A 23,716-nucleotide genomic window follows, 5' to 3' on the forward strand; every position below is an offset into this window, starting at 1 on the left:
CCCGAGGACTCGAATCGGAGCCCAGGGGGTTCCGACCCCGAAGCGCCGCCCGTACGATGGATCCCATGACGCGGAAAACGCTTTCCGATCTGGCCAACCTCATCGACGGAGCCCGGCCGGCACGGTCGGTGATGCGCCTGCTCGCCCGCCGGCCGGGGCGCATGGTCGTGGCCGTCCTGGCCTTCGCGGCGAAGGAGATCCCGCTGTGGTTCCTCCCGGTGATCACGGCCGCCGTCATCGACATCGTCGCGGGGCGCGGCCAGGTCTCCGAAGTCATCTGGTGGTTCGTCGTGGCCGCCGTCCTGCTCCTGCAGAACTACCCGAACCACATCCTCTACACGCGCAGCTTCATGACCGTCGTCCGCGACACCGGCGCCGATCTCCGCAACGCCCTCGCCGAACGGCTGCAGACCCTGTCGATCGGCTACCACACGCGCATCAGCTCCTCGATCGTGCAGACCAAGGTGGTCCGCGACGTCGAGAACGTCGAGCTCATGCTGCAGCAGGTGACGCATCCGCTCCTCTCCGCGACCATGGTCATGATCGGTGCCGTCACGATGACCGCGATCGCCGTCCCGCAGTTCCTGCCGGTCTACGCCCTCGCCGTGCCGATCGCCATCGGCATCCGCTATGCCATGCGCCAGCGCTCCCACGCCCGCAACGCGGTGTTCCGGCGCGAGGTCGAGACGTTGTCGGCGCGCGTGGGCGAGATGGCCTCGCTCATCCCCGTCACGCGTGCGCACGGGCTCGAGCAGACCGCCGTCACGCGAGTCGCGACGGGCGCGGACGGCGTGCGTCGAGCCGGCCTGCACCTGGACATGCTCAACGGCCACGTCGCGTCCGTGTCGTGGGTCGCGATGCAGCTGCTCGGGGTGGGGTGCCTCGTGCTCGCCGCGATCTTCTCGCTCACCGGCCTCCTGCCGATCACCCCGGGTGAGGTCGTCCTCCTGTCGACGTATTTCACGCTGCTGACGCAGGGCCTCACGCAGCTGCTCATGCTGATCCCGGTCGGCGCCCGCGGTCTCGAGTCGGTGCGTTCGATCGCAGAGGTCCTGCAGGAGCCCGACCTGGAGCAGAACGCCGGCAAGCGCCGGGTCGACGCGGTCGTCGGTGAGCTCACCCTCGCGCACGTGTCGCATCGCTATCCCGGCGCGCACGAGGACGCGGTGCACGCCGTCGACCTCCGCATCGCCGCCGGGGCGACCGTTGCCTTCGTGGGATCATCCGGTTCGGGCAAGTCGACGATGCTGAACCTCATCCTCGGCTTCCTCCGGCCGACCGCGGGCAGCATCCTCGTCGACGGGCAGGACATGCAGGAGCTCGACCTGCGCACCGTCCGCCGGTTCGTCTCGGTCGTTCCGCAGGAGTCCGTCCTGTTCGAGGGGACGATCCGCGAGAACGTCGCCTACGGGCTCGGCGACGTCGACGATCAGCGCATCGAGCGCGCGCTCCGCGACGCGAACGCGTGGAGCTTCGTCCAGGATCAACCGCAGGGCTGGGACACCGTCGTCGGCGAGCGCGGCGCCCGGCTGTCGGGTGGTCAGCGACAGCGGCTCGCGATCGCTCGCGCGCTCATCCGCGATCCGCGCATCCTGCTGCTCGATGAGGCCACCAGCGCACTCGACCCCGAGTCGGAAGAGCTCGTGAAGGATGCCCTCGGTCGCCTCATGACGGGACGCACCACCCTGGTCGTCGCCCACCGCCTGTCGACCGTGCGGCAGGCCGACGTCATCGTCGTGCTGGAACGGGGCGAGATCGTCGAGCGCGGCTCGCACGACGAGCTCCTCGAACGCGGCGGTCGCTACGCGCAGCTGCACCTGACCCAGGCGGGTCTCGCGTGAGGGAGGTCTACCGGGATCCGGTCTACGACGGGGCGACCGATCCGCTCGTCGTGATCGACGACGCCGGTCGTTGGTGGATGTTCTACACTCAGCGCCGCGCGACGCACCCCGACCCCGGCGCCGGTGTCGCCTGGGTGCACGGCAGCCGCATCGGCGTCGCACGTTCGACCGACGGCATCCGCTGGTCGTACGCCGGAACCCTCGAGCCGACCACCGACGGGCTGGGCATGGATGCCGAGGGCCCGCCCCCGAGCACGGATCGCACCCATTGGGCGCCCGAGGTCGCGCACGACGGCATCGGCTGGCGGATGTACCTCACCGAGATCGACGGGGTTCCCGACCAGTGGCCGGGGTACGCCCGTCACATCGTCGAGTACCGATCCGCTGACCTCGCCCGCTGGCATCGGATAGGCCCGATCAGCCTCGACAGCGACCGCGTCATCGATGCTGCGGTCGCGCGGACTCCCGACGGCCGGTGGCGGCTCTGGTACAAGGACGAGGCCGCCGATTCGGTGACGAAGGTCGCGGTCTCCGCCGACCTCGCTACGTGGCGGTCGGAGGGCACCGCGATCGGTGGTCGGCCCCACGAGGGGCCGACGGTGTTCGAGCTCGACGGCTCCTGGTGGATGATCGTCGACGAGTGGCGCGGCATGGGGGTGTACCGCTCGACCGATGCCGTCGCTTGGCAGCGGCAGGGTGGGGCGGATGCCGTCATTCTCGGCGCGGGGGCCGTGCCGGGCTCGGGCTTCGGCCATCACGGGGCGCCGGTCCGCGAGAACGGCAGGATGTGGTTCTACTTCTTCACGCACCCGGGGGTCCCCGACGAGCGGCGCAGCGTCGTCCTCCGGGCGGAGCTCGTGGTGCGCGACGGGGAATTGTTCGTCATCTAGTCCGGCAGACGGTCCCCGATCCGTACGCCGGACCGCTGACGGGTAGCCTGGGACCGGTCACAGCATTGCTCTTGAAAAACGTTTCAACCCCGACTACAGTGCAAGGCAAGCGCTTTCCCGCGGACTCAGGTCCGCCGCACCAGGAATGCCAGATCACGGACCATGACGTCCACCAGCACTCGCAACACGGACGTTCGAGAGAGGACAAAGATGTTCATCAGCAAACGCGCGCTCGCCGCCGTCGCCCTCGCGACCGGCTCGGCCATCGCCCTCGCAGGCTGCGCCGGTTCGCCGGAACCCGCAGGCACCTACGACCCCGACGAGAAGGTCTCGATCGATCTCGCGTTCTGGGGCAACGACGTCCGCGCCGATCTGTACAACAAGGCGATCGAGGCGTTCAACGAGAAGTACCCCAACATCACGGTCAACACGAGCTTCCTCGCCTTCCCCGAGTTCTGGGAGAAGCGGCAGACCGAAGCGGCGGGCAAGAACCTCCCCGACGTCATGCAGTTCGACTACTCCTACCTGCGTCAGTACTCCGAGAACGGTCTCCTTCTCGACCTCGACCCGTACCTGGGCGGCATCATCGAGACAGATCCTCTGCCGCAGAACATCCTCGACATCGGCGTCGTGAACGACACGACGTACGGCATCGCGACATCCACGAACGCGTGGGGCCTGTTCACCAACCCCGTCCTGCTCGAGCAGGCCGGCGTCGACGAGTTCGCCGGTGGTTCCTGGGACGACTACACCGCCTGGATGAGCGAGATCACCAACGCCAGCGGTGGCGAGTTCTGGGGCGGCAGCGACTACACCGGCCGCATCCAGAACTTCGAGCTGCAGCTGCGCTCGGAGGGAGGCGAGCTCTTCACCGAGGAGGGCGAGCCCGGCTTCGACGAGGCACGGCTGAAGGCGTTCTGGGAAGAGGGTCAGTCGATCCGCGACGGCATCGGCGTCCCGCAGCAGACCGTCGAGGAGGCCCTCCCGCTGGGCGGGTTCGACACGGCGCTGACCGCGAGCGAGCTCACCTGGGACAACTTCGGCGCCGGCTACCTCGGCAACCTCGGCGCGGACTACACCGAGCTCGGTCTCGTCGCTCCGCCGGTCACGGAGGAGGGCGCGAAGGATCTGTACCTCAAGCCTTCGATGCTGCACTCGATCGCCGCGAACACCGATGAGCCCGAGGCGGCTGCGACGCTCGTGAACTTCCTCGTCAACTCGCCCGAGTCGGGCGAGATCTTCGGAACCAACCGAGGCCTCCCCGCCTCCGAGACGGCCCTCGCCGCCGCGGAGCTCGACCCGCTCAGCCAGCAGGTCAAGGACTACGAGGCGTCCATCGCCGACCGTCTCGGCGACGCCCCTCCCGTTCCGATCGTGGGGTATGGCACCCTCGAGGAGAAGTTCCGTCAGCTCGGAGTGGAGCTGAACTTCGGCACCACGACCGTCGATGACGCCGTCTCGCAGTTCTTCACCGAGATGGACGTCGTCCTCAACCAGTGACCGACCGGGGTCCGGATGCCGCGGCATCCGGACCCCGCATCGTCCGACCGTCCCGATACCTGGAGCAGCCCGTGAGCACCACCGCGACGAGGGTCATCGTCACCGGCGAGAAGCGACGTCGCACCCTCGCGAACAGCCGCCGACCCGAGGACCTCGACCGTCCCACCCAGCGTTCGCGCGCCCGACGCGAGACTCTCGCCGGCTACGGCTTCTTGATCCCGTGGCTCGTCGGATTCTTCGGACTGACGATCCTGCCGATGGCGTACTCGCTCTACCTGTCGTTCACGCGATACAACATCTTCCAGCCGCCGCGCTGGATCGGATTCGACAACTACGTCCGGCTGTTCACGAATGACCCGCAGTTCATCCAGTCCGCGCAGATCACGCTGGTCTACGTCCTGGTCGGCACGCCGATCACCCTGCTCGCTGCCCTGCTCGTGGCGATGCTGCTGAACTTTCGCGACAAGGGTGCCGGATTCTTCCGTTCCGCTTTCTACGCTCCCTCGCTCATCGGCGGATCGGTCTCGGTCGCGATCGTCTGGCGGGCGATGTTCGGCTCCGACGGCCCCGTCGACTCATCGCTGTCGTTCCTCGGTATCGACCTCGGCGGCTGGATCGGCAACCCGAGCCTCGTCCTCCCCGCGATGATCATCCTGTCGATCTGGCAGTTCGGCGCGACGATGGTCATCTTCCTGGCCGGACTGAAGCAGATCCCCAAGGAGCTGTACGAGGCCGCGGAGATGGACGGCGCCGGTGCCTGGCACCGGTTCCGCGCCGTGACGCTGCCGATGCTGTCGCCGGTCATCTTCTTCAACCTGCTGCTCGGTCTGATCGGGGCGTTCCAGGTGTTCGCGTCGGCATACATCATCTCCAACGGCTCGGGCGGCCCCGCGGGCATGACGAACTTCGTCACGCTCTATCTCTACAAGCGCGGCTTCGCCGACGGTCAGATGGGCTACGCGGCCGCCATCGCGTGGGTCCTGCTCGTCGTCGTCGCGATCATCGCCTTCATCCTCTTCCGCACCCAGCGTTCCTGGGTGCACTACGCCGGAGACAACCGATGAGCACCTCCAACGTCACCACGACCTCCGGCGCGGCATCGACGCCCGTCTTCGCCGCGCAGCAGGTCATCGCGAACCCGCCGCGTCGCCGCGTGAAGCGCAAGACGTGGCAGACGGTCATTTGGCTCGTCGTGCTCGTCGCGCTGACGGCTCTCGTCCTCTACCCGCTCGTCTGGCTGGCGGTCTCGACGCTCAAGCCGAACTCGGAGTTCGGGCAGAATTCGGGACTCATCCCGAACTCACCGTCGTTCGACAACTACACGAAGGTCTTCGAGGGCATCGCGGGTGTGCCGCTGCTCCAGTTCTTCTGGAACTCGCTCATCCTCGCCGTCGCGGCGGTCGTCGGCACGGTTCTCTCCAGCGCCCTGGCCGCCTACGCGTTCGCCCGCATCCAGTTCAAGGGGCTCGGCATCCTGTTCGCGGCGATGATCGGCACGCTGCTGCTGCCGTTCCACGTCGTGATCATCCCCCAGTACATCCTGTTCAACAACCTGGGGCTCGTCGACACGTTCTGGCCGCTGATCCTGCCGAAGTTCCTCGCCACCGAGGCGTTCTTCGTCTTCCTCCTCGTCCAGTTCATGCGGCAGATGCCGAGGGACATGGATGAGGCGGCGCGCATCGACGGCGCCGGCCACGTCCGCATCTTCTGGGCGATCATCCTGCCGCTGGTCAAGCCCGCGCTGATCACGTGCGCGATCTTCGCGTTCATCTGGTCGTGGAACGACTTCCTCGGGCCGCTGCTGTACCTCACGAGCCCCGAGAACTACCCGCTGCCGATCGCGCTGCGCCTCTACAACGACCAGTCCTCGACGAGCGACTTCGGTGCGACCGTGACGGCCTCGTTCCTCGCACTGGTCCCAGTGCTGCTGTTCTTCCTCGTGTTCCAGCGCTTCCTCGTCGACGGCGTCGCGACCCAGGGTCTCAAGGGCTGATCACCGTGGCGGGGATTCGTGCAGAGCGGCGCGCCGAGCGCGCGGCGGTGCGCGCCGACCGCTCGGGGAGCGGCCCCGTCCTCGAGGAGCGTCCTGCGGCGACGTTCCCCGGTGCCGCGGCGAAGTTCGCGCTGTTCGGCGAGGTGCTCCTGGTCGGACTGCTCGTCCTGCTCGTGGGCGCGCTCGTCGTGACCCTCCCGGTGGCCTTGGCCGCCGGCATCCGTCACCTCGGTCGGTTCGTCGCGGCGGAGGACTCCCGACTCGGCCTGTTCTGGCGCGACGTGCGCGCCGGGATCACGGGCGGGAGCCTCGTCGGGCTGGTCTCCGTCGTGATCGCCGCCGTTCTGGCTGTCGACATCCTGCTCGCCCGCACCGGCATGCTCCCGGGCGGGGTCGTGGTCGAGGCCGTCGGATGGGCGGGACTCGCCGGCCTGTCCGTCGCCCTGCTCGTCGCCGCGGGCGCCTGGGCCCCCGCGTCCGGCTGGCGAGAAGCGGTCCGGAGCGTCCCGGTGATCGTCCGGGATGACGTGCGGGGGCTCGCCTTCTACGTCGCGGCCGTCGCGTTGGCCGTCATCCTGACGTGGATGCTGCCGCCGCTGCTGCCCGCTGCCTTGGGGTGCGCGGTGCTCGCCGTCGTCGCGGTGCCGCACCGGCGCCGCTGACTCAGCGCAGGCGGCGGACCGTGACGGTCGCTCGGCCGGGTGTCGTGCCGGTCAGATAGAGACGGGGTCCGCCGAGTGCATCGGTGCCGCCCAGGTAGTCGTAATCCTCGCCGGGAAGGTATCCCGCGGCCGCGGACGCTCCCGTACCCGGCCCGACCTCGATCGCGTCCGCCCCGACGCGGTACCGCGCGGATCCCGAGGCGAGGACGACGGTGTCGCCAGCGGTAGGGGTGACCCCCTCGAAGGCGCCGCCCGCGCGGAACGCGAACTCGAGGTTCCACGCGCAGATCGGACCGTCCGTCTCGATCGTCAGCCGGGCGCCGTCCTCGGTCGGGGCGATCTCGATCCGGGTGTCGAGCGGCACCTCGTGCCGCGGGCGCTCGTCGAACGACATCGCGGCGGAGAAGCGCCCCTCGTCGACGACGCGGTAGTCCCCGTCCGGGCGGCGGCGCGCGGCATCCAGCGGCCCGAAGTACGCAGGCGACAGGTGCTCCTCGAGCACGATCCGGTCGTCGGCGATCGTCATCCGGTCGGCGCGGAACGGTCCCAACCCGAAGAAGTGACGTGACAGGCGCACGGACTCGAGCACGGCGTCGCCTGCGAACATGCGGAGGAACGTGGGGTTGCTCGCCAGCCCCGACCGGATGCGCCGGGCGACGGCGTAGTCGGACCCGCCGAAGACGGTCAGCGTGCGGTCGGGTGTGCGGTCGACGACGAGCCCGGACACCGGCCATGCGTGTCGCGCCCGCGTGGGGGGCGCGACCGAGGAGGGCAGCGGCTCGCGCAGCGCCGGGTGCAGCAGCATGTCGGCGAGCGCGGTCTGCGGATCGATGACCGGAGCGGATGCCGCGACCCGTGCCGCCCACGCGAAATCTTCGCGCCCCGTCTCGAGGGCGAGCCGGCGGTAGTGCAGCGCGTATGGCGCGAGCGGGAAGGCCGGCTCGCGCTGATCCTGCCGCCGGGAATGCACGGTCTCGACCGACCCGTCGGGGTGGATCAGTCCGAGCGTCGCCTCGAGATTCCGCGCGACGACCTCGCGGAGCTCGGGGAGGTCGAGGACGTCGGCGATGACGAGCAGCGAGGGGTTCGAGACGTACACGGCGTAGTTGGCGCTGCGCTCGGAGTACAGGCCGTCGGCGTCGATGTCGACGCCCTCGGCCAGCCACTCCCGGGCACGCGCTTCGAGCCGTTCGTCCGGACGGTGCCGATGCAGTCGGACGAGGGCGGCGCTGAGCTCCCACCGGTGGTTCGGGGTGTGGACGCCGCCCGCGAGCATCGCGGGAGCCGCTCGATCGGCGATGCCGCCGAGGATCTCGGCGACCCGGTCGAGTCGGGTATCGCCCGAGCGGCGCGCGAGCTCGAGGATGTCGCCGAGGTCGTTGATCGTGAAGCCCGTGTCGGGCGGCGATTCGACGTTGTCGCCGCCGAGGAACAGGCCCGTCGGCGACTGCAGGTCGTGCAGAACCCGCGCGTACGTCTCGGCGAGCCCAACCACGGCGGGGGAGCCGGCGAACGCCGATGCCGGCTCGAGGAAGACCGCCACGAGCAGTTTCGCGCGGCGCATCGATTCGCGGTGCGGGCCGAGCCCGGCACCGGACACGTCCGTCGACGCCTGCAGGAGCGACGCCGTCTCGGCATCCGCCGCGGCGATCACATCGGCGACGAACGTGTCGGTCTGGTCGGGGGTCATGACATCTCCGGTCGGTGCAGGCGGGCGCGCAGGGTGACGACCTCGAAGGCGCGCAGATCGAGATTCACGATGGTCTCGTCCTCGAGTCGCGCCGCCTCCGCACGGCCGCGCCCAGGGGTCTCGACGAGGTCGCACACCTCGAGCGACGCGACGGGCAGATCGAACCGGAGGATGCCGCCGGTGCGGGCTCCCCGCTGCTCGAACACCCGCACGATGAGGTCGCCGCTGCCGTCGGCGGCGAGCTTGACGGCCGAGACGACCAGACCCGCCACGGTGCTCGTGACGAGCGGGGGGACGGCCTCGGCGCCGGTGACCGCGCGCAGGGGGGAGCCGACGAGCGAGCCCCAGCGGGCGGCATCCGTCGTCGTCTCGGCGGGCGCGAAGACCGAGGTGAACTCGTGCACGCCCTGATCGGCGTCGGGGTCGGGGAACATCGGGGCGCGCAGCAGCGACTGGCGCACCGTCGTGACGGTGCCGTGCTCGTCGGTCGTCCGCGTCGCGTCGTGGCCGTACACCCCGTCGTTGACGATCGCGGCGCCGGTTCCCGGCTCGCCGACGTGGACCCAGCGATGGGCGCAGACCTCGTAACGCGCCTCGTCCCACGAGGTGTTGGTGTGGAGCGGACGCCGGACGTGACCGAATTGGGTCTCGTAGGCGGCATCCGGCGCATGCACCGCGACGGGGAAAGCGATCTTGAGCAGCCGGTGCCGCTCGTGCCACTCGACACGGGTGCGGATCCGGACGGCGCCGCCCTCGGGGTGGATGTCGATCCACTGCTCGGCGGTGCCGTTGGGCAGGGGGTGCGCGACATGCACGACACCCTCGTCCGTCAGGGTCGCCGTGCCGCCGTCGACGTCGGTGGTCGACAGCCGGTAGGCGGCGTCGAGCTCCCACGCATCCCACTTCGACGGGGCGTCCACGTGCAGCTGCAGCAGACCGCCGCGCCGACCGGCGGGGATCAGCTCCCGGCCGGTCGCGAGCTCGCGCACGCTGCGCAGCGTTCCGTCGGGTCCGACGAGGACGTCGACCACGTCCGAGCGCAGCCGGAAGCCGCCGTCGACCGCCTCGGCGGAAACGACGGCGGGCTGCGGTGCCGGTCCCGCAGCGCCTGCCGCGGTCCCGCCCACGGTGACGGCGGCGGGGTTGAGCACGAGGCGCGTGGAACCGTCGCCCACGAGGGCGGCGACGGCATCCGCGATGATGCGCTCGAGCCGCTCCGTGGTCTCGGCGTGCGAGCGCTCGGCCTCGCGATGCACCCACGCGATCGCGCTGCCCGGGAGGATGTCGTGGAACTGCAGCAGCAGCACCTCGCGCCAGAGCTCGTCGAGCTCGGCGGAGGGGTACGGGAGGCCGCGGCGCAGGGTGGCCGCCGCACTCCAGTGCTCCGCCTCGACGAGGAGCGCCTCGTTGCGACGGTTGCCCCGCTTCGTACGCATCTGAGACGTGTAGATGCCGCGGTGGAACTGCAGGTACATCTCGCCCGACCAGACGGGCGGGTCCACCGGCTCGGCGGCCGCCTCGAGGAAGAACTCGCGCGGTGTGCCGAACGAGACGGTGGGCGAGCCCTCCAGGTCCGCCTGGAGGCGCGCGTCGGTCATCATCTCCCGCGTCGGCCCGCCGCCGCCGTCGCCGAAGCCGAAGGGCATCAGCGACCGGCTGCTGCCCGCGTGGTCGGCGAAGTTGCGGACGCTGCGGGCCAGCTCGGTCGGACGCATGTCGCCGCTGTAGGTGTTGTTCGGCGGGAAGTGCGTGAAGATCCGGGAGCCGTCGAGACCCTCCCACACGAAGGAGTGATGCGGCATCGTGTCGACGTCGTTCCAGCACATCTTCTGCGTGAAGAACCACTCCAGCCCGGCGCCGCGCAGCAGCTGCGGGAGCCCGGCGGGGAAGCCGAAGGAGTCCGGCAGCCAGCCGACGTCGCTGCGGGCGCCGAAGTGCTCCTCGAAGAAACGGGTGCCGGCGAGCAGCTGACGAGCGAGCGACTCGCCCGACGGCATGTTGACGTCGGACTCGACCCACATGTTGCCGACCGGGATGAACCGTCCCTCGGCGACGCGGGCTTTCACGCGCTCGAACAGCTCGGGGTCGCTGCGACGTACCCACTCGAAGTGCTGCGCCGACGAGCTGACGAAGACGGCGTCGGGGTCGGCGTCCATGAGCTCGAGCACGTTGGCGAACGTGCGGGTGACCTTGCGCACCGTCTCGCGGCTCGGCCAGAGCCACGCCGAGTCGATGTGCGCGTGCCCCGTGGCCGTGATGCGATGAGCGGATGCCGCAGCCGGCGCCGCGAGCAGGGGAGCGAGGATGCCGCGGGCGGCGGCCGCGCCCGCCGTCGGGGCGTCGGGATCGACCGCGTAGAGCGCGCGCTCGAGACCGTCGAGGATGCGCGCCCGGCGCGGGTCGGAGTCGGTGAGCTCCCGGGCGAGACCGGCGAGGACGATGACCTCGCGGCGGAGGCGCTCGACGGTCTCGTCGACGAGGCGCACCTCCATGCGACCGAGGCGGTACAGCGGCTCGGGCCCGGCGGTTGCGGGGTCGCCGAGGGGCGTCGGGGCGAAGGCGAGAGGGCTCTTGAAGTCGTCGCCACCCGAGAGATCGGGGTTGGCGGCGGCCTCGACCGTGAATGCGAGGCGCTCGCCGGGAGCGCTCGTGACGGGCACGTGGTGGTTGCGGGGCTCCAGACCCTTCACGACGACGCCGCCGTGGGTGCGGACGAGGCCTTCGCACTGGAAGCCCGGCTTGGCCTGCGAGAAGCCGAGATCGAGTGACAGCTCGATGCGTCCGTCCCGAGCGGCCCACTCCGCAGGGACCTCGCCCTCGACCCTGAACCACGTCGTGCCCCAGGCGCGGCCCCAGCGGTGTGCGGTCTCGACGGGGGTGAAGATGGCGTCCCGCTGCATCCGTTCGACGGACACGGGCTCGCCTGGCAGGTCCCCGCGGTCGGGGACCTGCCAGGCCGACACCGCGAGGGGACGGCGGTCAGCGACGACCGCTTCATCGAGGTATTCCCCGATGAAGCGGTCGACGCGTTCCAGGACGAGGTGATCCCGCGAGGGCATCAGTCCTTCAGTCCCGCGTTGATGTTCGACGAGATCACGTACTTCTGGAACACCAGGTAGAGAGCGACCAGCGGGAGCATCGACAGGACGGATGCCGACAGGAGGATCGTCCACTCGATGTTCTCGGCTCCCACCAGCGCACGCAGGGCGATCTGCAGCGTGAATTGGTCGGGGTCGCCGAGGATGATGAGCGGGAAGATGTAGTCGTTCCAGCGCCACTGGAAGGACATGATGCCGAGCGTCAGAGCGATCGGACGCGCGAGCGGCAGCATGATGCGGAAGAAGATGCCGTACTCGCTGGCGCCGTCGATGCGCGCTGCCTGCATGAGCTCGTCCGGGACGGTGAGGAAGAACTGCCGGAACATGAACACACCGGTCGGGGTGACGATCGAGGGGATGATCACACCGGCGAGCTGGTTGTAGAGCCCGAGGTCGCGGACGACGGTGAACATCGGGTTCAGGATGACCTCGCCCGGGAGCATCGTCATCGAGAGGATGAACAGCCCCAGCACGCTCAGCCACGGGTTCTTGTACTTCGCGAGCGCGTAGCCGGTCGTGGCGCAGAGGAACACGGTGAGCACCGTCGACACCGTGGCGACGATCGCGGTGTTGACGAAGTATCGCGCGAAGTCGATGCGGTCGAGCGCGGCGGAGTACCCGTCGAGCGTCCACTCCTTCGGGAAGAAGGAGAGCGGGTAGCTGAACAGCTCGCTTCCGGGCTTGAACGAGGACAGCAGGAACCACGCCAGCGGGAACAGCATGAGCAGGGCCAGCACCCACAGGAGGGTCGTGGGCACCACCGCGCGACGGCGCAGGTTCTTGGCCCGCCGGCGTCGCTCGTAGCGCTGGGTCTGCTTCTCGTCGGGCACCGTGACGGCGTAGGTGGTCACCATGTGTTGCTCCTCCGGCTGATGCGCAGCTGGATGAGCGCGATGATCATGAGGATCACCAGCAGGATCATCGACGCCGCACTGGCGTAGCCGATCTCGGATCGGGCGAAGCCGGTCTCGTAGATGTATTGGACGATCAGTCGGTTCTGTGTGCCGGGGCCGCCGCCGTTGAGCGACTGGATGAGCGCGAACTCCTTCATGTGCCCGAGCGTGGACAGCAGGACCACGAGCACGGAGGTCGGCGCGATGGACGGCAGGGTGATGTGCACGAAGCGCTGCCAGCCGTTCGCCCCGTCGAGCTCCGCGGCCTCGTAGTAGGACTGCGGCACGTTGTTGAGCGCGGCGACGAACAGGAGCATGTTGAAGGCGGCGCCTCCCCAGGACGAGGCGACGATCACGACCAGGAGCGACAGGTCGGCGCTGGACGACCAGGGCAGGCGCTCGCCGCCGAGCGTGCTGATGATGAAGTTGACGAACCCGAAGTTCTCGCCGAACATCCACCGCCAGATCACACCGGTGACGATGGGCGAGACGAGCCAGGGCAGGAAGAAGATGATGCGTGCGGCGGTCTTGCCGCGGGCGTGGGTCGCGTTGATCGCGACGGCCATCGCGAGCGAGAGCGCGTAGCTCAGCGGGACCGAGAAGAGCGCGAAGACGAAGGTGCGCCCGAGAGCCCCGTAGAAGTCCGGGTCGCCGAGGAGCTCGCTGTAGTTGTCGAGGCCGACGAAGGTGAAGTCGCCCCAGCCTCGGTAGTCCGTGAGCGAGTACGACAGCCCGAGGACGCCGGGCCAGAGGAAGAACAGGGCGAACAGCGCGGCCGTGACGATGGTGAACAGGAACGGCGCCATCCGGTACCGGCCGAAGACACGCTTGCGGCGGGGGCGGAGGGGCGCGCCGGGCGCCCCCGCCGTGGGGGCGGAGGCGTCCGGCGTGATGGTTGCAGTCATGCTGTTTTCCCTTGGGGGGGATCAGTTCATCTGATCGGTGGAGATCGTGTTGATGTTCTCGACGGTCTGCTCGAGCGTCTGCTCGCCGTTGAGGTACTTCACCGTCTCATCCTTCAGCGGCTCGCTGTCGATGGCGATGCCCGTGTAGCTGTTCTTCAGGGCGTCGACGGTCTGGCGCGCCGCGATCTCGGGCGACTCGGCGATCTCACCGTTGTACATGTCGAAGGCGTACGCGTCGTCCTTGTACTCGATGTCGAGGCCCTCGAGGGCGGGCAGGCAGCCCGAGATCTCGCAGTACTCGGTGTAGTTCTCCGGCTGGTACATCCACTTCACGAAGTCGAGCGTCTCCTGCTCGACGCCCGTGCCGTCGTAGGCGACGATCCAGCTGGCGGCACCGTAGTTCGTCGACCGGACGGGCTGCTGCGGAAGCGGCACGGAGACCCACTCGAAGTCCTTGATGTTGGCCTGGAAGTCGGCGATCTGCCAGACGCCCGACATGTAGCCGGCCACGCGGCCGCTCTTGAAGGTGGCGCTGGGGTCGTCGCCGGCGGCCCAGACGGCCTTCGGCAGGAAGCCGTCGTCGTTCAGCTTCTTGAAGTACTCGAGCGCCTCCGCACCCTCGTCGTCCAGCGCCCAGGTGCCGTCGGACTGCTCGGTGACGCCCTGGCTGCCGAACTCGAAGAGGAATGCGCGGAGGCGGTGCGCGGAGCCGTCGATGACGCCGCCGAACTCGGCATCCGTCTTGTCGACGACCTCGGAGGCCTTCTCGACGTACTCGTCCCACGTCCACTGCTGGTCGAGCGAGGTCGGGTACTCGACGCCCGCCTCGTCCCAGAGGGTCTTGTTGAGGAACATGCCGACTCCGGTGAGGGTGGTCGGAAGCGCCTTGACCTTGCCGTCCTCGGGGTCCTCGACACGCAGGGCGGGGATGACCTGCGCCTCTTCGGCGATGTCGGTGAGGTCGAGCATGCGGGCGGTCCACGCCGGGTCGGCGTCGGGCGCCGCGGCGAGCGCAGGGAGGTCGTTGGCCTGCGACGCGGTGCGGAGGCGGGTGCGGAGGTCGTCGCCGGGAACCTCGACGACCTTGACCTTGACGCCGGTCTCCTCCTCGTACTTCTTCGCGAGCATGGCGTAGCCGCCACCCTGCGCGGCGTCGCCCGACTGGACGAACTCGAGGGTGACGTCCTCGCCGTCACCGCTGCCGCCGCCGTTCGACGACGAGCAGCCGGCGAGCACGAGAGCGCCCACCGCTGCGGCGATGACTGTGGCGGTACGGATGGTGCGGGAACTCTTCACTGCTTCTCCTTCGCATGCGCTCGTCGGTGAGCGCGGGGTGAGTCATGAGCGGGTCAACCGGGCATTTGTCGGCATGTCATGACAAGGGGTGCTCATAAGGTAACCCCGAGAGTGTTTCGCGGCAAGCGCTTACCTGTGTCGGATATGTAACGTCTTAGCGACAACCCCCTCCATCCTCTCCCGAGAGGTGCCGCCGCACCGCATCCGAGCGTCCTTGCGCAAACGACGACCCGATGACACACTGAGGGGAAAGCGCTTACCCGCATTCGGGCGGGCCCACGCCGCGCGGAGAACCAGACGAAGGACCACACCGTGTCAGAGACGACCATCACCGCACCCGCCCCGGCGGCTGCTCCCGCCGCCCCCGCCGTCCGCGAGATCGGCATCATCATGAACGGCGTCTCGGGCCGCATGGGGTATCGCCAGCACCTCGTGCGCTCGATCCTCGCCATCCGCGAGCAGGGCGGCATCGAACTGCCCGACGGGTCGAAGGTCACGGTGAAGCCGCTTCTCGTGGGCCGCAGCGAGGCGAAGCTCGCCGAGCTCGCCGCCAAGCACGGCATCGAGGACTACACGACCGACCTCGACGCCGCCCTCGCCGACCCGCGCTGGGAGATCTACGCCGACTTCCTCGTCACGAAGGCGCGCGCCACGGCGCTGCGCAAGGCCATCGCCGCCGGCAAGACCATCTACACCGAGAAGCCGACCGCCGAGTCCCTCGAAGAAGCACTCGAGCTCGCGAAGCTCGCCGCCGAGGCGGGTGTCAAGACGGGCGTCGTGCACGACAAGCTCTACCTGCCCGGCCTGCAGAAGCTGAAGCGCCTCATCGACTCCGGCTTCTTCGGCCGCATCCTCTCCGTCCGCGGCGAGTTCGGCTACTGGGTCTTCGAGGGCGACTGGCAGCCCGCGCAGCGCCCCTCGTGGAACTACCGGGCCGAGGACGGCGGCGGCATCATCGTCGACATGTTCCCGCACTGGAACTACGTCCTCGAGAACCTCTTCGGCAAGGTCGACTCGGTCTACGCCCAGGCTGCGGTGCACATCGCCGACCGCTGGGACGAGAAGGGCGAGCACTACACCGCGACGGCCGAGGACGCCGCCTACGGCGTGTTCGAGCTCGAGGGCGGCGTCGTCGCACAGATCAACTCGTCGTGGACCGTGCGCGTCAACCGCGACGAGCTCGTCGAGTTCCACGTCGACGGCACGCACGGCTCCGCCGTGGTCGGCCTGTTCGGTGCCAAGATCCAGCCGCGCAACGCGACGCCGAAGCCGGTGTGGAACCCCGACCTGGAGGACACGCACGACTACGACGCCGACTGGCAGGCCGTGCCGACCAACGACGTCTTCCTGAACGGCTTCCGTCAGCAGTGGGAGGAGTTCCTCGTCTCGTACGTCGAGGGCACCGACTACGAGTTCGACCTCCTCGCCGGCGCCCGCGGCGTGCAGCTCGCCGAGGCGGGCCTGCGCTCCAGCCGCGAGGGTCGCAAGATCGAGCTCGACGCGCTGTCGCTGGACTGATCGATGACCGATCTCACCCTGCTCTCGGGCGACGGCGCCCTCCGCCGCGTCCCGCTCGTCGACACGTCGGGGTACACGCGTCCCGAGGGGCCGCTGCGCAGCCGCGTCGCCTACGCGGCCGCCCACGTCGTTCCGAAGACGCACGCGGACAACACCCCCGGCCAGCCGGCCGACATCGACTGGGACGCGACCCTCGACTTCCGGCGCAACGTCTACTCGTGGGGTCTCGGCGTCGCCGACGCCATGGACACCGCCCAGCGGAACATGGGGCTGGATGCCGCGGCCACCCGCGAGCTGATCTCGCGCTCCGCCGAGGTCGCACGGGAGGAAGGCGGATCCGTCGCCGTCGGCGTGAACACCGATCACATCGACGAGGAGCGGATCACGCTCGACGAGGTCATCTCGGCGTACCTCGAGCAGCTGCACTTCACCGAGGAGCAGGGGGCGGGCCCGGTGCTCATGGCCTCGCGTCACCTCGCCCGCGTCGCGGAGAGCGCCGACGACTACCGCCGCGTCTACGACGCCGTGCTCTCGCGCGCGGCCGGCCCCGTCGTGCTGCACTGGCTGGGCACCGCGTTCGATCCGCAGCTGGCCGGCTACTTCGGCGCGGCCGACTGGCAGACCGCATCCGCCGTCCTGCTCGAGGTCATTGAGGCGAACGTCGACAAGGTCGCCGGGGTGAAGATGAGCCTGCTCGACGCGGCCTCCGAAGTCTCGGTGCGCGAGCGCCTGCCCGAGTCCGTCCGCATGTTCACGGGCGACGACTTCAACTACGTCGGCCTCATCGGCGGCGCCGACGTGCCGGACGCCCCGCAGCCGCCCCGGGATCCGGCATCCGCTCGGCAGCACTCGGACGCCCTGCTCGGTGCGTTCGCCGCGCTGACGCCGGTCGCGTCGGCCGCGATCCAGGCTCTCGATGCGAACGACCCGGCGCGCTATCTCGAGGTGCTCGGGCCCACGGAGGCGCTCTCGCGACAGATCTTCGCCGCGCCGACCTTCTATTACAAGACGGGCGTCGCCTTCCTCGCCTGGCTGAACGGTCACCAGCCCGCGTTCCAGATGGTCGGCGGTCTGCACTCCGCGCGCAGCCTTCCGCACCTGTCTCGGATCGTCGAGCTCGCGAACGAGGCGAAGGCGTTCGAACGTCCCGAGCTGGCCGCCCAGCGGTGGAACGGGATGCTGCGACTGAACGGTCTCGACGCGTGAGCGCTGTCGACCCGCGCCTGTCGATCAACCAGGGCACGATCAAGCACGCCGACCTCGCCACCGCGCTGCGTGTGACGGTCGAGGCGGGTGTGCAGTCCATCGGGCTCTGGCGCGAGCCGGTGCAGGAGGTCGGACTCGCGACGGCCGCGTCGATGCTGACCGATTCGGGCCTGCGGTTCTCGACGCACTGCCGATCGGGCTTCTTCACGATGCCCGAGGGGCCCGCGCGACGCGCGTCGATCGACGACAACCTGGTCGCCATCGACGAGGCCGCGACGCTCGCCGCCGCTGGCGCACCCGGCTCGGAGGCCGTGCTCGTGCTCGTGGCCGGCGGGCTTCCGGAAGGGTCCCGCGACCTCGTCGGCGCCCGCGAGCGGGTGCGCGACGCGCTCGGCGAGCTGGCGCCGCACGCCGCCGAGGCCGGGGTCACCCTCGCGATCGAGCCGCTGCATCCGATGTACGCGACCGACCGGTGCGTCGTCTCGACGCTCGGACAGGCGCTCGATCTGGCGGCGGACTTCGACCCGTCAGTCGTGGGTGTCGCCGTCGACACGTTCCACATCTTCTGGGATCCGGATGTCCTCGACTCGATCGCGCGCGCCGGCCGCGAGGGCCGGATCGCGACGTACCAGGTGTGCGACTGGAAGACCCCGCTCCCGGCGGACGTCCTGCTGGGCCGCCACTACCCCGGCGACGGCGTCATCGATCTGGCGGGCCTCACCCGTGCGGTCATCGACACCGGATACCGGGGCGACGTCGAGGTCGAGATCTTCAATGCGGACGTGTGGGCGACCGAGCCGCTCGAGGCGGTCCGACGGACGGCCGAGGGGTTCGCGGCATCCGTGTCGCCGTACCTCGGCGGTCGATGACGGGTCGCGACGGGCACGCCGACGGCCGCCCGTAGACTTCGCACCATGACGGACCGAACCTTGCGTCGACCGGGCCCTTCGGGCGCGGTGACCCTCGACGACGTCGCGCGCGAGGCGGGCGTCTCGCTCGCGACCGCATCACGCGCTCTCAACGGCTCGACGCGCAAGGTCGCGGACTCCTACCGCGTGCGCGTTGAGGCGGCCGCGGCACGTCTCGGCTACACCGCCAATCTCTCGGCGCAGGCCACCGCGCGCGGGACCTCGGCGATCATCGCGCTGCTCGTGGCCGACATCGCCGACCCCTATTTCGGGCTCATCGCCTCGGGTGTCGCCCGGGGAGCGGATGAGGCGGGCCTCGTCGTCACGGTCGCGATCACCGAACGCGACCCGGAACGCGAGGTGCGCCTCGTCCGCGCACTGCGCGGCCAGCGACCGCGCGGGCTCATCCTCGCCGCGTCGCGCACGTCGGCCGGCCCGACCCCCGAGCTGACCCGGGAACTGGACCTGCTCGGCGCGATGGGCGGTCAGGTCGTCGCCCTCGGGCCCGGCGCGGGAGGCGTCCGCTCGCTCGTGCTCGACAACCGCGCGGGAGCCGAGGCGCTCGGACGGGCGCTCGTCGACCGCGGCTACCGACGGGCGGTCGTCCTCGCCGCCGAGGAGGGGACCGCGACGAGCGACACCCGACTCGACGGCTTCCGCGACGGATTCACGGGCGGCGGGGGAGAGGAGCCCCGCGTCTATCGCGGCGGTTTCACCCGAGAAGCCGGGTACGAGACGATGACCCGCGCACTCGAGGACGGCGTCGAGGCCGGCACGGTCGTGTTCGGCATCAGCGACGTCGTGGCCATCGGCGCCCTCACGGCGATCCGCGCGGCGGGACGCACCGCGGGTGCCGACATCGCCCTGGCGGGCTTCGACGACATCCCCACGGGTCGCGACGTGACGCCCGCGCTCACCACCGTGCACGTTCCGCTCGAAGAGGTCGGATACCAGGCGTTCCGCGCAGCGATCGACGCCGAGTGGGAGCCGCATCCCGACGACCTCCGGCTCGACGTCCTGCTGCGCGAGAGCACCCCGCCGCGCGCATGAGTGTCGTCGTCGCCCTCGACAGTCTCAAGGGTTCGCTGCCTGCCGCCGCGGCATCCGTCGCGTTCGCGGCGGGATGGCGCGAGATCGACGCGGCGTCCGACGTCGTCCTGCGACCGATGGCGGACGGCGGCGAGGGGACGCTCGACGCCTTCGCTGCGGCCGTCCCGGGAGCGGAGCGCCGGCCGGTGCGGGTGCGCGGCCCTCGCGGCTCCCTCGTCGACGCCGCCTGGCTGCTCCTGCCCGACGGGACGGGTGTCGTCGAGCTCGCGTCGACGAGCGGCATCGAGCTCCTCGGGGAGGACCGGCTGCCGTGGGACGCCGACACGACCGGCTTCGGTCAGACCATCGCCGCGGCGCTGGACGCGGGCGTCGACCGCCTCGTCCTCGGCATCGGGTCGTCCGCCTCGACCGACGGCGGGAGCGGGATGCTGCGCGCCCTCGGTGCGCGCATGGTCGACGCCGATGGGCGCGACGTCCCCGCCGGTGCGCGCGGGCTGGCCGCCGTCTCGGCCATCGACTTCTCGCACCTGCGCACCCCGCCGCCCGGTGGCGTGACGGTGCTCAGCGACGTGACGAACCCGCTCACGGGACCCGCCGGTGCGGCCGCCGTGTTCGGTCCGCAGAAGGGCCTGACGGCCGCTGACGTCAAAGTGGTCGACGGCGTTCTCGAGCGTTACGCCGCCCGCATCGCCCGACGTGTCCCCGCCGCCGATCCGCTCCTTCCGGGTGCAGGAGCAGCGGGTGGGACCGGCTTCGCGCTCGCCGCCTGGGGCGCTGAGCTGGTGCCGGGCGCGCAGCGGATCGCCGACCTCGTCGATCTGGCGGGGGCGGTGGCCGCGGCCTCCCTCGTCGTCACGGGGGAGGGGTCGTTCGACGGACAGTCCGCCGCAGGCAAGGTCCCCGGCTTCGTGCACGGACTCGCCGCCGCCCACGGTGTGCCCGTCGCCGTCGTCGCGGGTCGCATCGGAACGGATGCCGACACGTCCGGCTTCGTAGGCGCGATCTCGCTGACGGAGCTCGCGGGCAGCGCGGCCGCGTCGATGGCCGATCCGGCACGCTGGCTGACGGAGGCCGGACGCCTGCTGGCGGCACGGAGCACCTGACCGGAGGTCGTCCATGGCAGCCGACACGCGACCGGAACGACGGGCATGGTCCCGCGAGGACTGGGTCGCGTACGCCGACCGGCTGCTGGATGCCGCGCAGAGACACGCGTCGGCGGGTGGAGGTCGCATCCACTTCCCGGGTGCCGAAGGCGGCTACGGCCACGACATCGACGGCCTCGAGGGGTTCGCCCGCACGCTGCTGCTCGCCGGCTTCCGGATCGCGGGTGCGCGGGGTGAGGGCGTCGACGAGCTGCTCGATTTCGTGAGGAGGGGTGTCGCCGCCGGCGTCGATCCGGAGGCGCCCGACCGCTGGGTGCGCCCCGACGAGCACGGGCAGGCGAAGGTCGAAGCGGCATCCATCGCGCTCGTCCTGGACCTCACCCGGCCCTGGGTGTGGGACACGCTCGGCGCCGTCACGCAGCAGCGGGCGATCGCCTGGTTCGCGTCGGTCGTGGGCGACGACGGCTACCCCCGCAACAACTGGGTGTGGTTCCGGGTCGTCGTGCAGACCTTCTTGCGATCGGTGGGCGGACCGTGGTCACCGGACGACATCGCGGCCGATCTCGCTTGCCACGACTCCTTCGTCCGCGAGGACGGCTGGCTCTCCGACGGCGACGACCGCTCGTACGACCACTACGTCGGGTGGGCGCTGCACACCTACCCGATCCTGTGGTCGCGGATGTCGGGGGCCGCGGACCTCGCCGCCGGCAGGACGGCCGGCGACATCGCCCGCCTCGACCGCTTCCTCGACGATGCGCTCGCTCTCGTCGGTGCCGACGGCTCGCCGCTCATCCAGGGGCGCAGCCTCATCTACCGCTTCGCGGCGGCCGCCGTCTTCTGGGTCGGGGTCATCGCGGAGGTGCCTTCCCACACGCCCGGCAGGCTGCGGCACGCCGCTGAGACCGTCGTCCGCCACTTCGCCGACCGAGGCGTCCCTGGTGTAGACGGCGTGCTGACGATGGGCTGGCACGGCCCGTGGCGCACAATGGCGCAGTCCTACTCGGGGCCCGGTTCGCCGTACTGGGCGGTCAAGGGGCTCATGGGTCTGATGCTGCCCGCCGACCATCCGGTGTGGACCGCCGATCCGCGGCCGCTGCCCGTCGCGGCGAGCGACGTCCTCCGTGCGATGGCGTCGCCGGGGTGGGTCGTCTCTGCCACCCGCGATGACGGGATCGTCCGCGTCGTCAACCACGGCACCGACCACGCACAGCCGGGCACCGTGTCGACCGACTCGCCGCTGTACACCCGCATCGGATACTCGACAGCGACCGCCCCGCTGCTCGACGTCCGGGCGTGGGCGGAGCCGCTCGAGCAGTCGGTCGTGCTGCGGGCACCCGACGGGCGGGTCACGCACCGCGCCGGGATGCTCCTGCGGGGCGTCCGGGTCGACGGCGTTCCGGGCGAGGAGGTGGGCGTGGCCTCGGCGGTCTGGGAGGCCCACTGGATCACGGCCGACTTCGCGACCCGCAATCACGGTCCGGGATTCGCGGGCACCTCCCGCCGTGCCGGGCGTCTGCGGGTGGACTCGCTCGTGCGGCGCGGCCTCGAGGTCCGCCTCGTCCGCGTCGAGGAACTCGCCACCGGCGTCGCCCCGGAGGACGTACGCCTGCGCGTCGGCGGCTGGGCCGTGGCCGGTGACGATCCCGCGGCGCGGATCGGTGCGGCCGAGGCCGCCGCCGTCGCCGGTGCGCTGCGCAGCGGCATCCGCTCGCTCTCAGGAGGCACAGCGGAGGTGGTGACGCGGGCGGATGCCGGGCCGCTCGGCGCGCGCAGCGCGGTGCCCGTCGTCGACCTCGACGTGGCCGTCGGAGAGGTGGCGGCCGTCGTGGTGGACCTCCGGGGCGCGGGCCTGCCCGTCCGAACCGGGGTGTCCCTCCGATGCGTCGACGACGCGGTGGACGTCGTCTGGCCGGACGGCACCCGCACGCGGACGTCGCTCGCGCCCCCCGCAGGGGACTCATAGCATTCGTCCAGCTTCGTCACAACCCCGGGATATCGGGACGCACCCCTCTCTACAGTCGGCGACGACGCTTCGAGCGCAATCCGTTCGGGGCGTCGCACCGAATGTCATGCAGCACCACTTGTCTGCAGGGCCCGCGGCATCCGCCGCATCACACGGAGGGACAATCCCATGACCAGCTCACCCAACCGCCTCGTCGCCGTCATCTTCGGCGCCGTCTACATCCTCGTCGGGCTGCTCGGCTTCGCCGTCACGGGTGGCGTGGACTTCCTCGCCACCGATGGCGAGCTGCTGCTCGGCATCTTCATGGTCAACCCGCTGCACAACGTGGCGCACCTCCTCATCGGTGCAGCGCTGCTCATCGGCGGTCTGTCGAACGTCCGCGCCGCGAAGGGCGTCAACATTGTCGTCGGTGCCGCGTACCTGCTGCTCGGTGTCGTCGGCTTCTTCCTCGTGGGGACCGCCGCGAACATCCTGGCGCTGAACACGGCCGACCACTTCCTGCACCTGGCCAGCGCTCTCGTCCTGCTCGGCGTCGGCATCGCCGCCGACAAGCAGGTCTCGGCTCGCGCGGCCGTCTGATGTCGCCGTCCGTCCTGGTCCGTTCCTGGCCCGCGCTCGCCGCGTGGGGCGCGGGACTGCTTCACCTCGGACTGGGTGCGGGCGCGATCGTGAAGGGCGCCGATGCTGCAGACCGCGGCATCGGCGTCCTTCTCGCCAGCATCGGGGCCGGCACCGTCGCGTGGGGCGTCGTCGCGCTCCTGCGCGGGCGCGTGGTCGCTCCGCGCGCAGGAGTCGGAGTCTCGCTCGCGGGTCTCGTCGCGGTGACCGTGCTGCTGGTGGTCGGTCCGCCGCAGACCAGCATCTATCCCGTCGTCGTCTCCGCGGGGCTGGGCCTCGCGGTCGGCGTCGTGTCAGCGGTCACGCTCCGGCGGGCAGAGCGTTCGCGCTCGTCGCGCGCGGCCGCTCGCACCGCCGCCCGCACGAGCGTCGGCGGCCTGATCGTCGGGGCGTTCCTGCTGGCAGGCCTGGTGACCCCGGCACTCGCCGCGACACCCATCGGCAGCGATGCGCCCGGCGCCGAGGTCAACGAGGTCTTCATGCCCGGACACGGCGGGCACTGACGCCAGCCCTGGCGTCAGCGGATGCAACGGATCCGCCGCGACTCGCCGGTACGCGAGCGGATGCAGCGGCGTGTCATCC

Annotated in this window: 19 protein-coding genes; 14 read left to right on the forward strand and 5 right to left on the reverse strand. The window is 70.3% G+C overall.

The annotated features are described in order from the left end of the window. The first annotated feature begins 65 nt into the window (after window positions 1–65). From AB0259_RS11895 to AB0259_RS11920, 6 genes are all read left to right on the forward strand, one after another. A complete protein-coding gene (locus AB0259_RS11895; protein WP_366221461.1) occupies window positions 66–1,841 on the forward strand; it encodes an ABC transporter ATP-binding protein in 1,776 nt (591 codons plus the stop codon). Further along, window positions 1,838–2,731, forward strand: a complete 894-nt coding sequence (locus AB0259_RS11900; RefSeq protein WP_366221459.1) for a hypothetical protein — start codon at window positions 1,838–1,840, stop codon at window positions 2,729–2,731. Before AB0259_RS11895 ends, AB0259_RS11900 begins: the two co-directional genes overlap by 4 nt. A gap of 210 nt (window positions 2,732–2,941) precedes the next feature. Continuing rightward, complete coding sequence (locus AB0259_RS11905; RefSeq protein WP_366221457.1) at window positions 2,942–4,231, forward strand: extracellular solute-binding protein; 1,290 nt, start codon at window positions 2,942–2,944, stop codon at window positions 4,229–4,231. A 71-nt stretch (window positions 4,232–4,302) separates the two neighbouring features. Next, window positions 4,303–5,295, forward strand: coding sequence for a sugar ABC transporter permease (locus AB0259_RS11910; RefSeq protein ID WP_251582077.1), 993 nt, complete (start codon window positions 4,303–4,305; stop codon window positions 5,293–5,295). Further along, on the forward strand, window positions 5,292–6,224 hold the full coding sequence (locus AB0259_RS11915) for a carbohydrate ABC transporter permease (RefSeq protein WP_251581390.1): 933 nt from the start codon (window positions 5,292–5,294) through the stop codon (window positions 6,222–6,224). Before AB0259_RS11910 ends, AB0259_RS11915 begins: the two co-directional genes overlap by 4 nt. Window positions 6,225–6,229: 5 nt before the next feature. Further along, window positions 6,230–6,886: a hypothetical protein gene (locus AB0259_RS11920; RefSeq protein ID WP_366222740.1), complete on the forward strand. Its 657-nt coding sequence runs from the start codon at window positions 6,230–6,232 to the stop codon at window positions 6,884–6,886. Window position 6,887: 1 nt separating this feature from the next. On the opposite strand, the gene AB0259_RS11925 is transcribed toward AB0259_RS11920, so the two are convergent. Genes AB0259_RS11925 through AB0259_RS11945 form a run of 5 tightly spaced genes read right to left on the reverse strand, consistent with a single transcriptional unit; the run spans window position 6,888 to window position 14,768 of the window. Next, window positions 6,888–8,576 carry a hypothetical protein gene (locus AB0259_RS11925; protein ID WP_366222741.1) on the reverse strand — a complete coding sequence of 563 codons (1,689 nt, stop codon included), beginning with the start codon at window positions 8,574–8,576 and terminating at the stop codon, window positions 6,888–6,890. Next, window positions 8,573–11,635, reverse strand: a complete 3,063-nt coding sequence (locus tag AB0259_RS11930) for a glycoside hydrolase family 38 C-terminal domain-containing protein (RefSeq protein WP_366222742.1) — start codon at window positions 11,633–11,635, stop codon at window positions 8,573–8,575. Before AB0259_RS11930 ends, AB0259_RS11925 begins: the two co-directional genes overlap by 4 nt. Further along, window positions 11,635–12,528: a carbohydrate ABC transporter permease gene (locus AB0259_RS11935; RefSeq protein ID WP_366222743.1), complete on the reverse strand. Its 894-nt coding sequence runs from the start codon at window positions 12,526–12,528 to the stop codon at window positions 11,635–11,637. Before AB0259_RS11935 ends, AB0259_RS11930 begins: the two co-directional genes overlap by 1 nt. Further along, window positions 12,522–13,472 (reverse strand): sugar ABC transporter permease, encoded by a 951-nt coding sequence (locus AB0259_RS11940; RefSeq protein WP_251581407.1) that lies wholly within the window; start codon window positions 13,470–13,472, stop codon window positions 12,522–12,524. The genes AB0259_RS11935 and AB0259_RS11940 overlap by 7 nt, the downstream gene beginning before the upstream one ends. 21 nt (window positions 13,473–13,493) lie before the next feature. Next, on the reverse strand, window positions 13,494–14,768 hold the full coding sequence (locus AB0259_RS11945; protein ID WP_366222745.1) for an extracellular solute-binding protein: 1,275 nt from the start codon (window positions 14,766–14,768) through the stop codon (window positions 13,494–13,496). Window positions 14,769–15,158: 390 nt separating this feature from the next. Here AB0259_RS11945 and AB0259_RS11950 point away from each other — a divergent pair, with 390 nt between their 5' ends. The 8 genes from AB0259_RS11950 to AB0259_RS11985 all read left to right on the forward strand — a co-directional run bounded on the left by AB0259_RS11950 (window position 15,159) and on the right by AB0259_RS11985 (window position 23,637). Next, on the forward strand, window positions 15,159–16,286 hold the full coding sequence (locus AB0259_RS11950) for a Gfo/Idh/MocA family oxidoreductase (RefSeq protein WP_366222983.1): 1,128 nt from the start codon (window positions 15,159–15,161) through the stop codon (window positions 16,284–16,286). Between the two features lie 3 nt (window positions 16,287–16,289). After that, complete coding sequence (locus AB0259_RS11955) at window positions 16,290–17,492, forward strand: dihydrodipicolinate synthase family protein (protein WP_366222746.1); 1,203 nt, start codon at window positions 16,290–16,292, stop codon at window positions 17,490–17,492. Continuing rightward, the gene (locus AB0259_RS11960; protein ID WP_366222747.1) at window positions 17,489–18,361 is read left to right on the forward strand and encodes a sugar phosphate isomerase/epimerase family protein; all 873 of its coding nucleotides are present in this window, start codon (window positions 17,489–17,491) and stop codon (window positions 18,359–18,361) included. The genes AB0259_RS11955 and AB0259_RS11960 overlap by 4 nt, the downstream gene beginning before the upstream one ends. A gap of 45 nt (window positions 18,362–18,406) precedes the next feature. Next, window positions 18,407–19,450 carry a LacI family DNA-binding transcriptional regulator gene (locus tag AB0259_RS11965; protein ID WP_366222748.1) on the forward strand — a complete coding sequence of 348 codons (1,044 nt, stop codon included), beginning with the start codon at window positions 18,407–18,409 and terminating at the stop codon, window positions 19,448–19,450. Beyond that, window positions 19,447–20,553: a glycerate kinase gene (locus tag AB0259_RS11970; RefSeq protein ID WP_366222749.1), complete on the forward strand. Its 1,107-nt coding sequence runs from the start codon at window positions 19,447–19,449 to the stop codon at window positions 20,551–20,553. Before AB0259_RS11965 ends, AB0259_RS11970 begins: the two co-directional genes overlap by 4 nt. Before the next feature lie 13 nt (window positions 20,554–20,566). Then, complete coding sequence (locus AB0259_RS11975) at window positions 20,567–22,516, forward strand: DUF2264 domain-containing protein (RefSeq protein WP_366222751.1); 1,950 nt, start codon at window positions 20,567–20,569, stop codon at window positions 22,514–22,516. A gap of 168 nt (window positions 22,517–22,684) precedes the next feature. After that, the gene (locus AB0259_RS11980) at window positions 22,685–23,095 is read left to right on the forward strand and encodes a DUF4383 domain-containing protein (protein WP_251581420.1); all 411 of its coding nucleotides are present in this window, start codon (window positions 22,685–22,687) and stop codon (window positions 23,093–23,095) included. Beyond that, window positions 23,095–23,637 carry a hypothetical protein gene (locus AB0259_RS11985; RefSeq protein WP_251581421.1) on the forward strand — a complete coding sequence of 181 codons (543 nt, stop codon included), beginning with the start codon at window positions 23,095–23,097 and terminating at the stop codon, window positions 23,635–23,637. Before AB0259_RS11980 ends, AB0259_RS11985 begins: the two co-directional genes overlap by 1 nt. Window positions 23,638–23,716 lie beyond the last annotated feature (79 nt).

This window comes from Microbacterium sp. NPDC080005, from assembly GCF_040702445.1.
In the GTDB taxonomy this organism is placed as follows: Bacteria; Actinomycetota; Actinomycetes; order Actinomycetales; family Microbacteriaceae; genus Microbacterium; species Microbacterium oleivorans_D.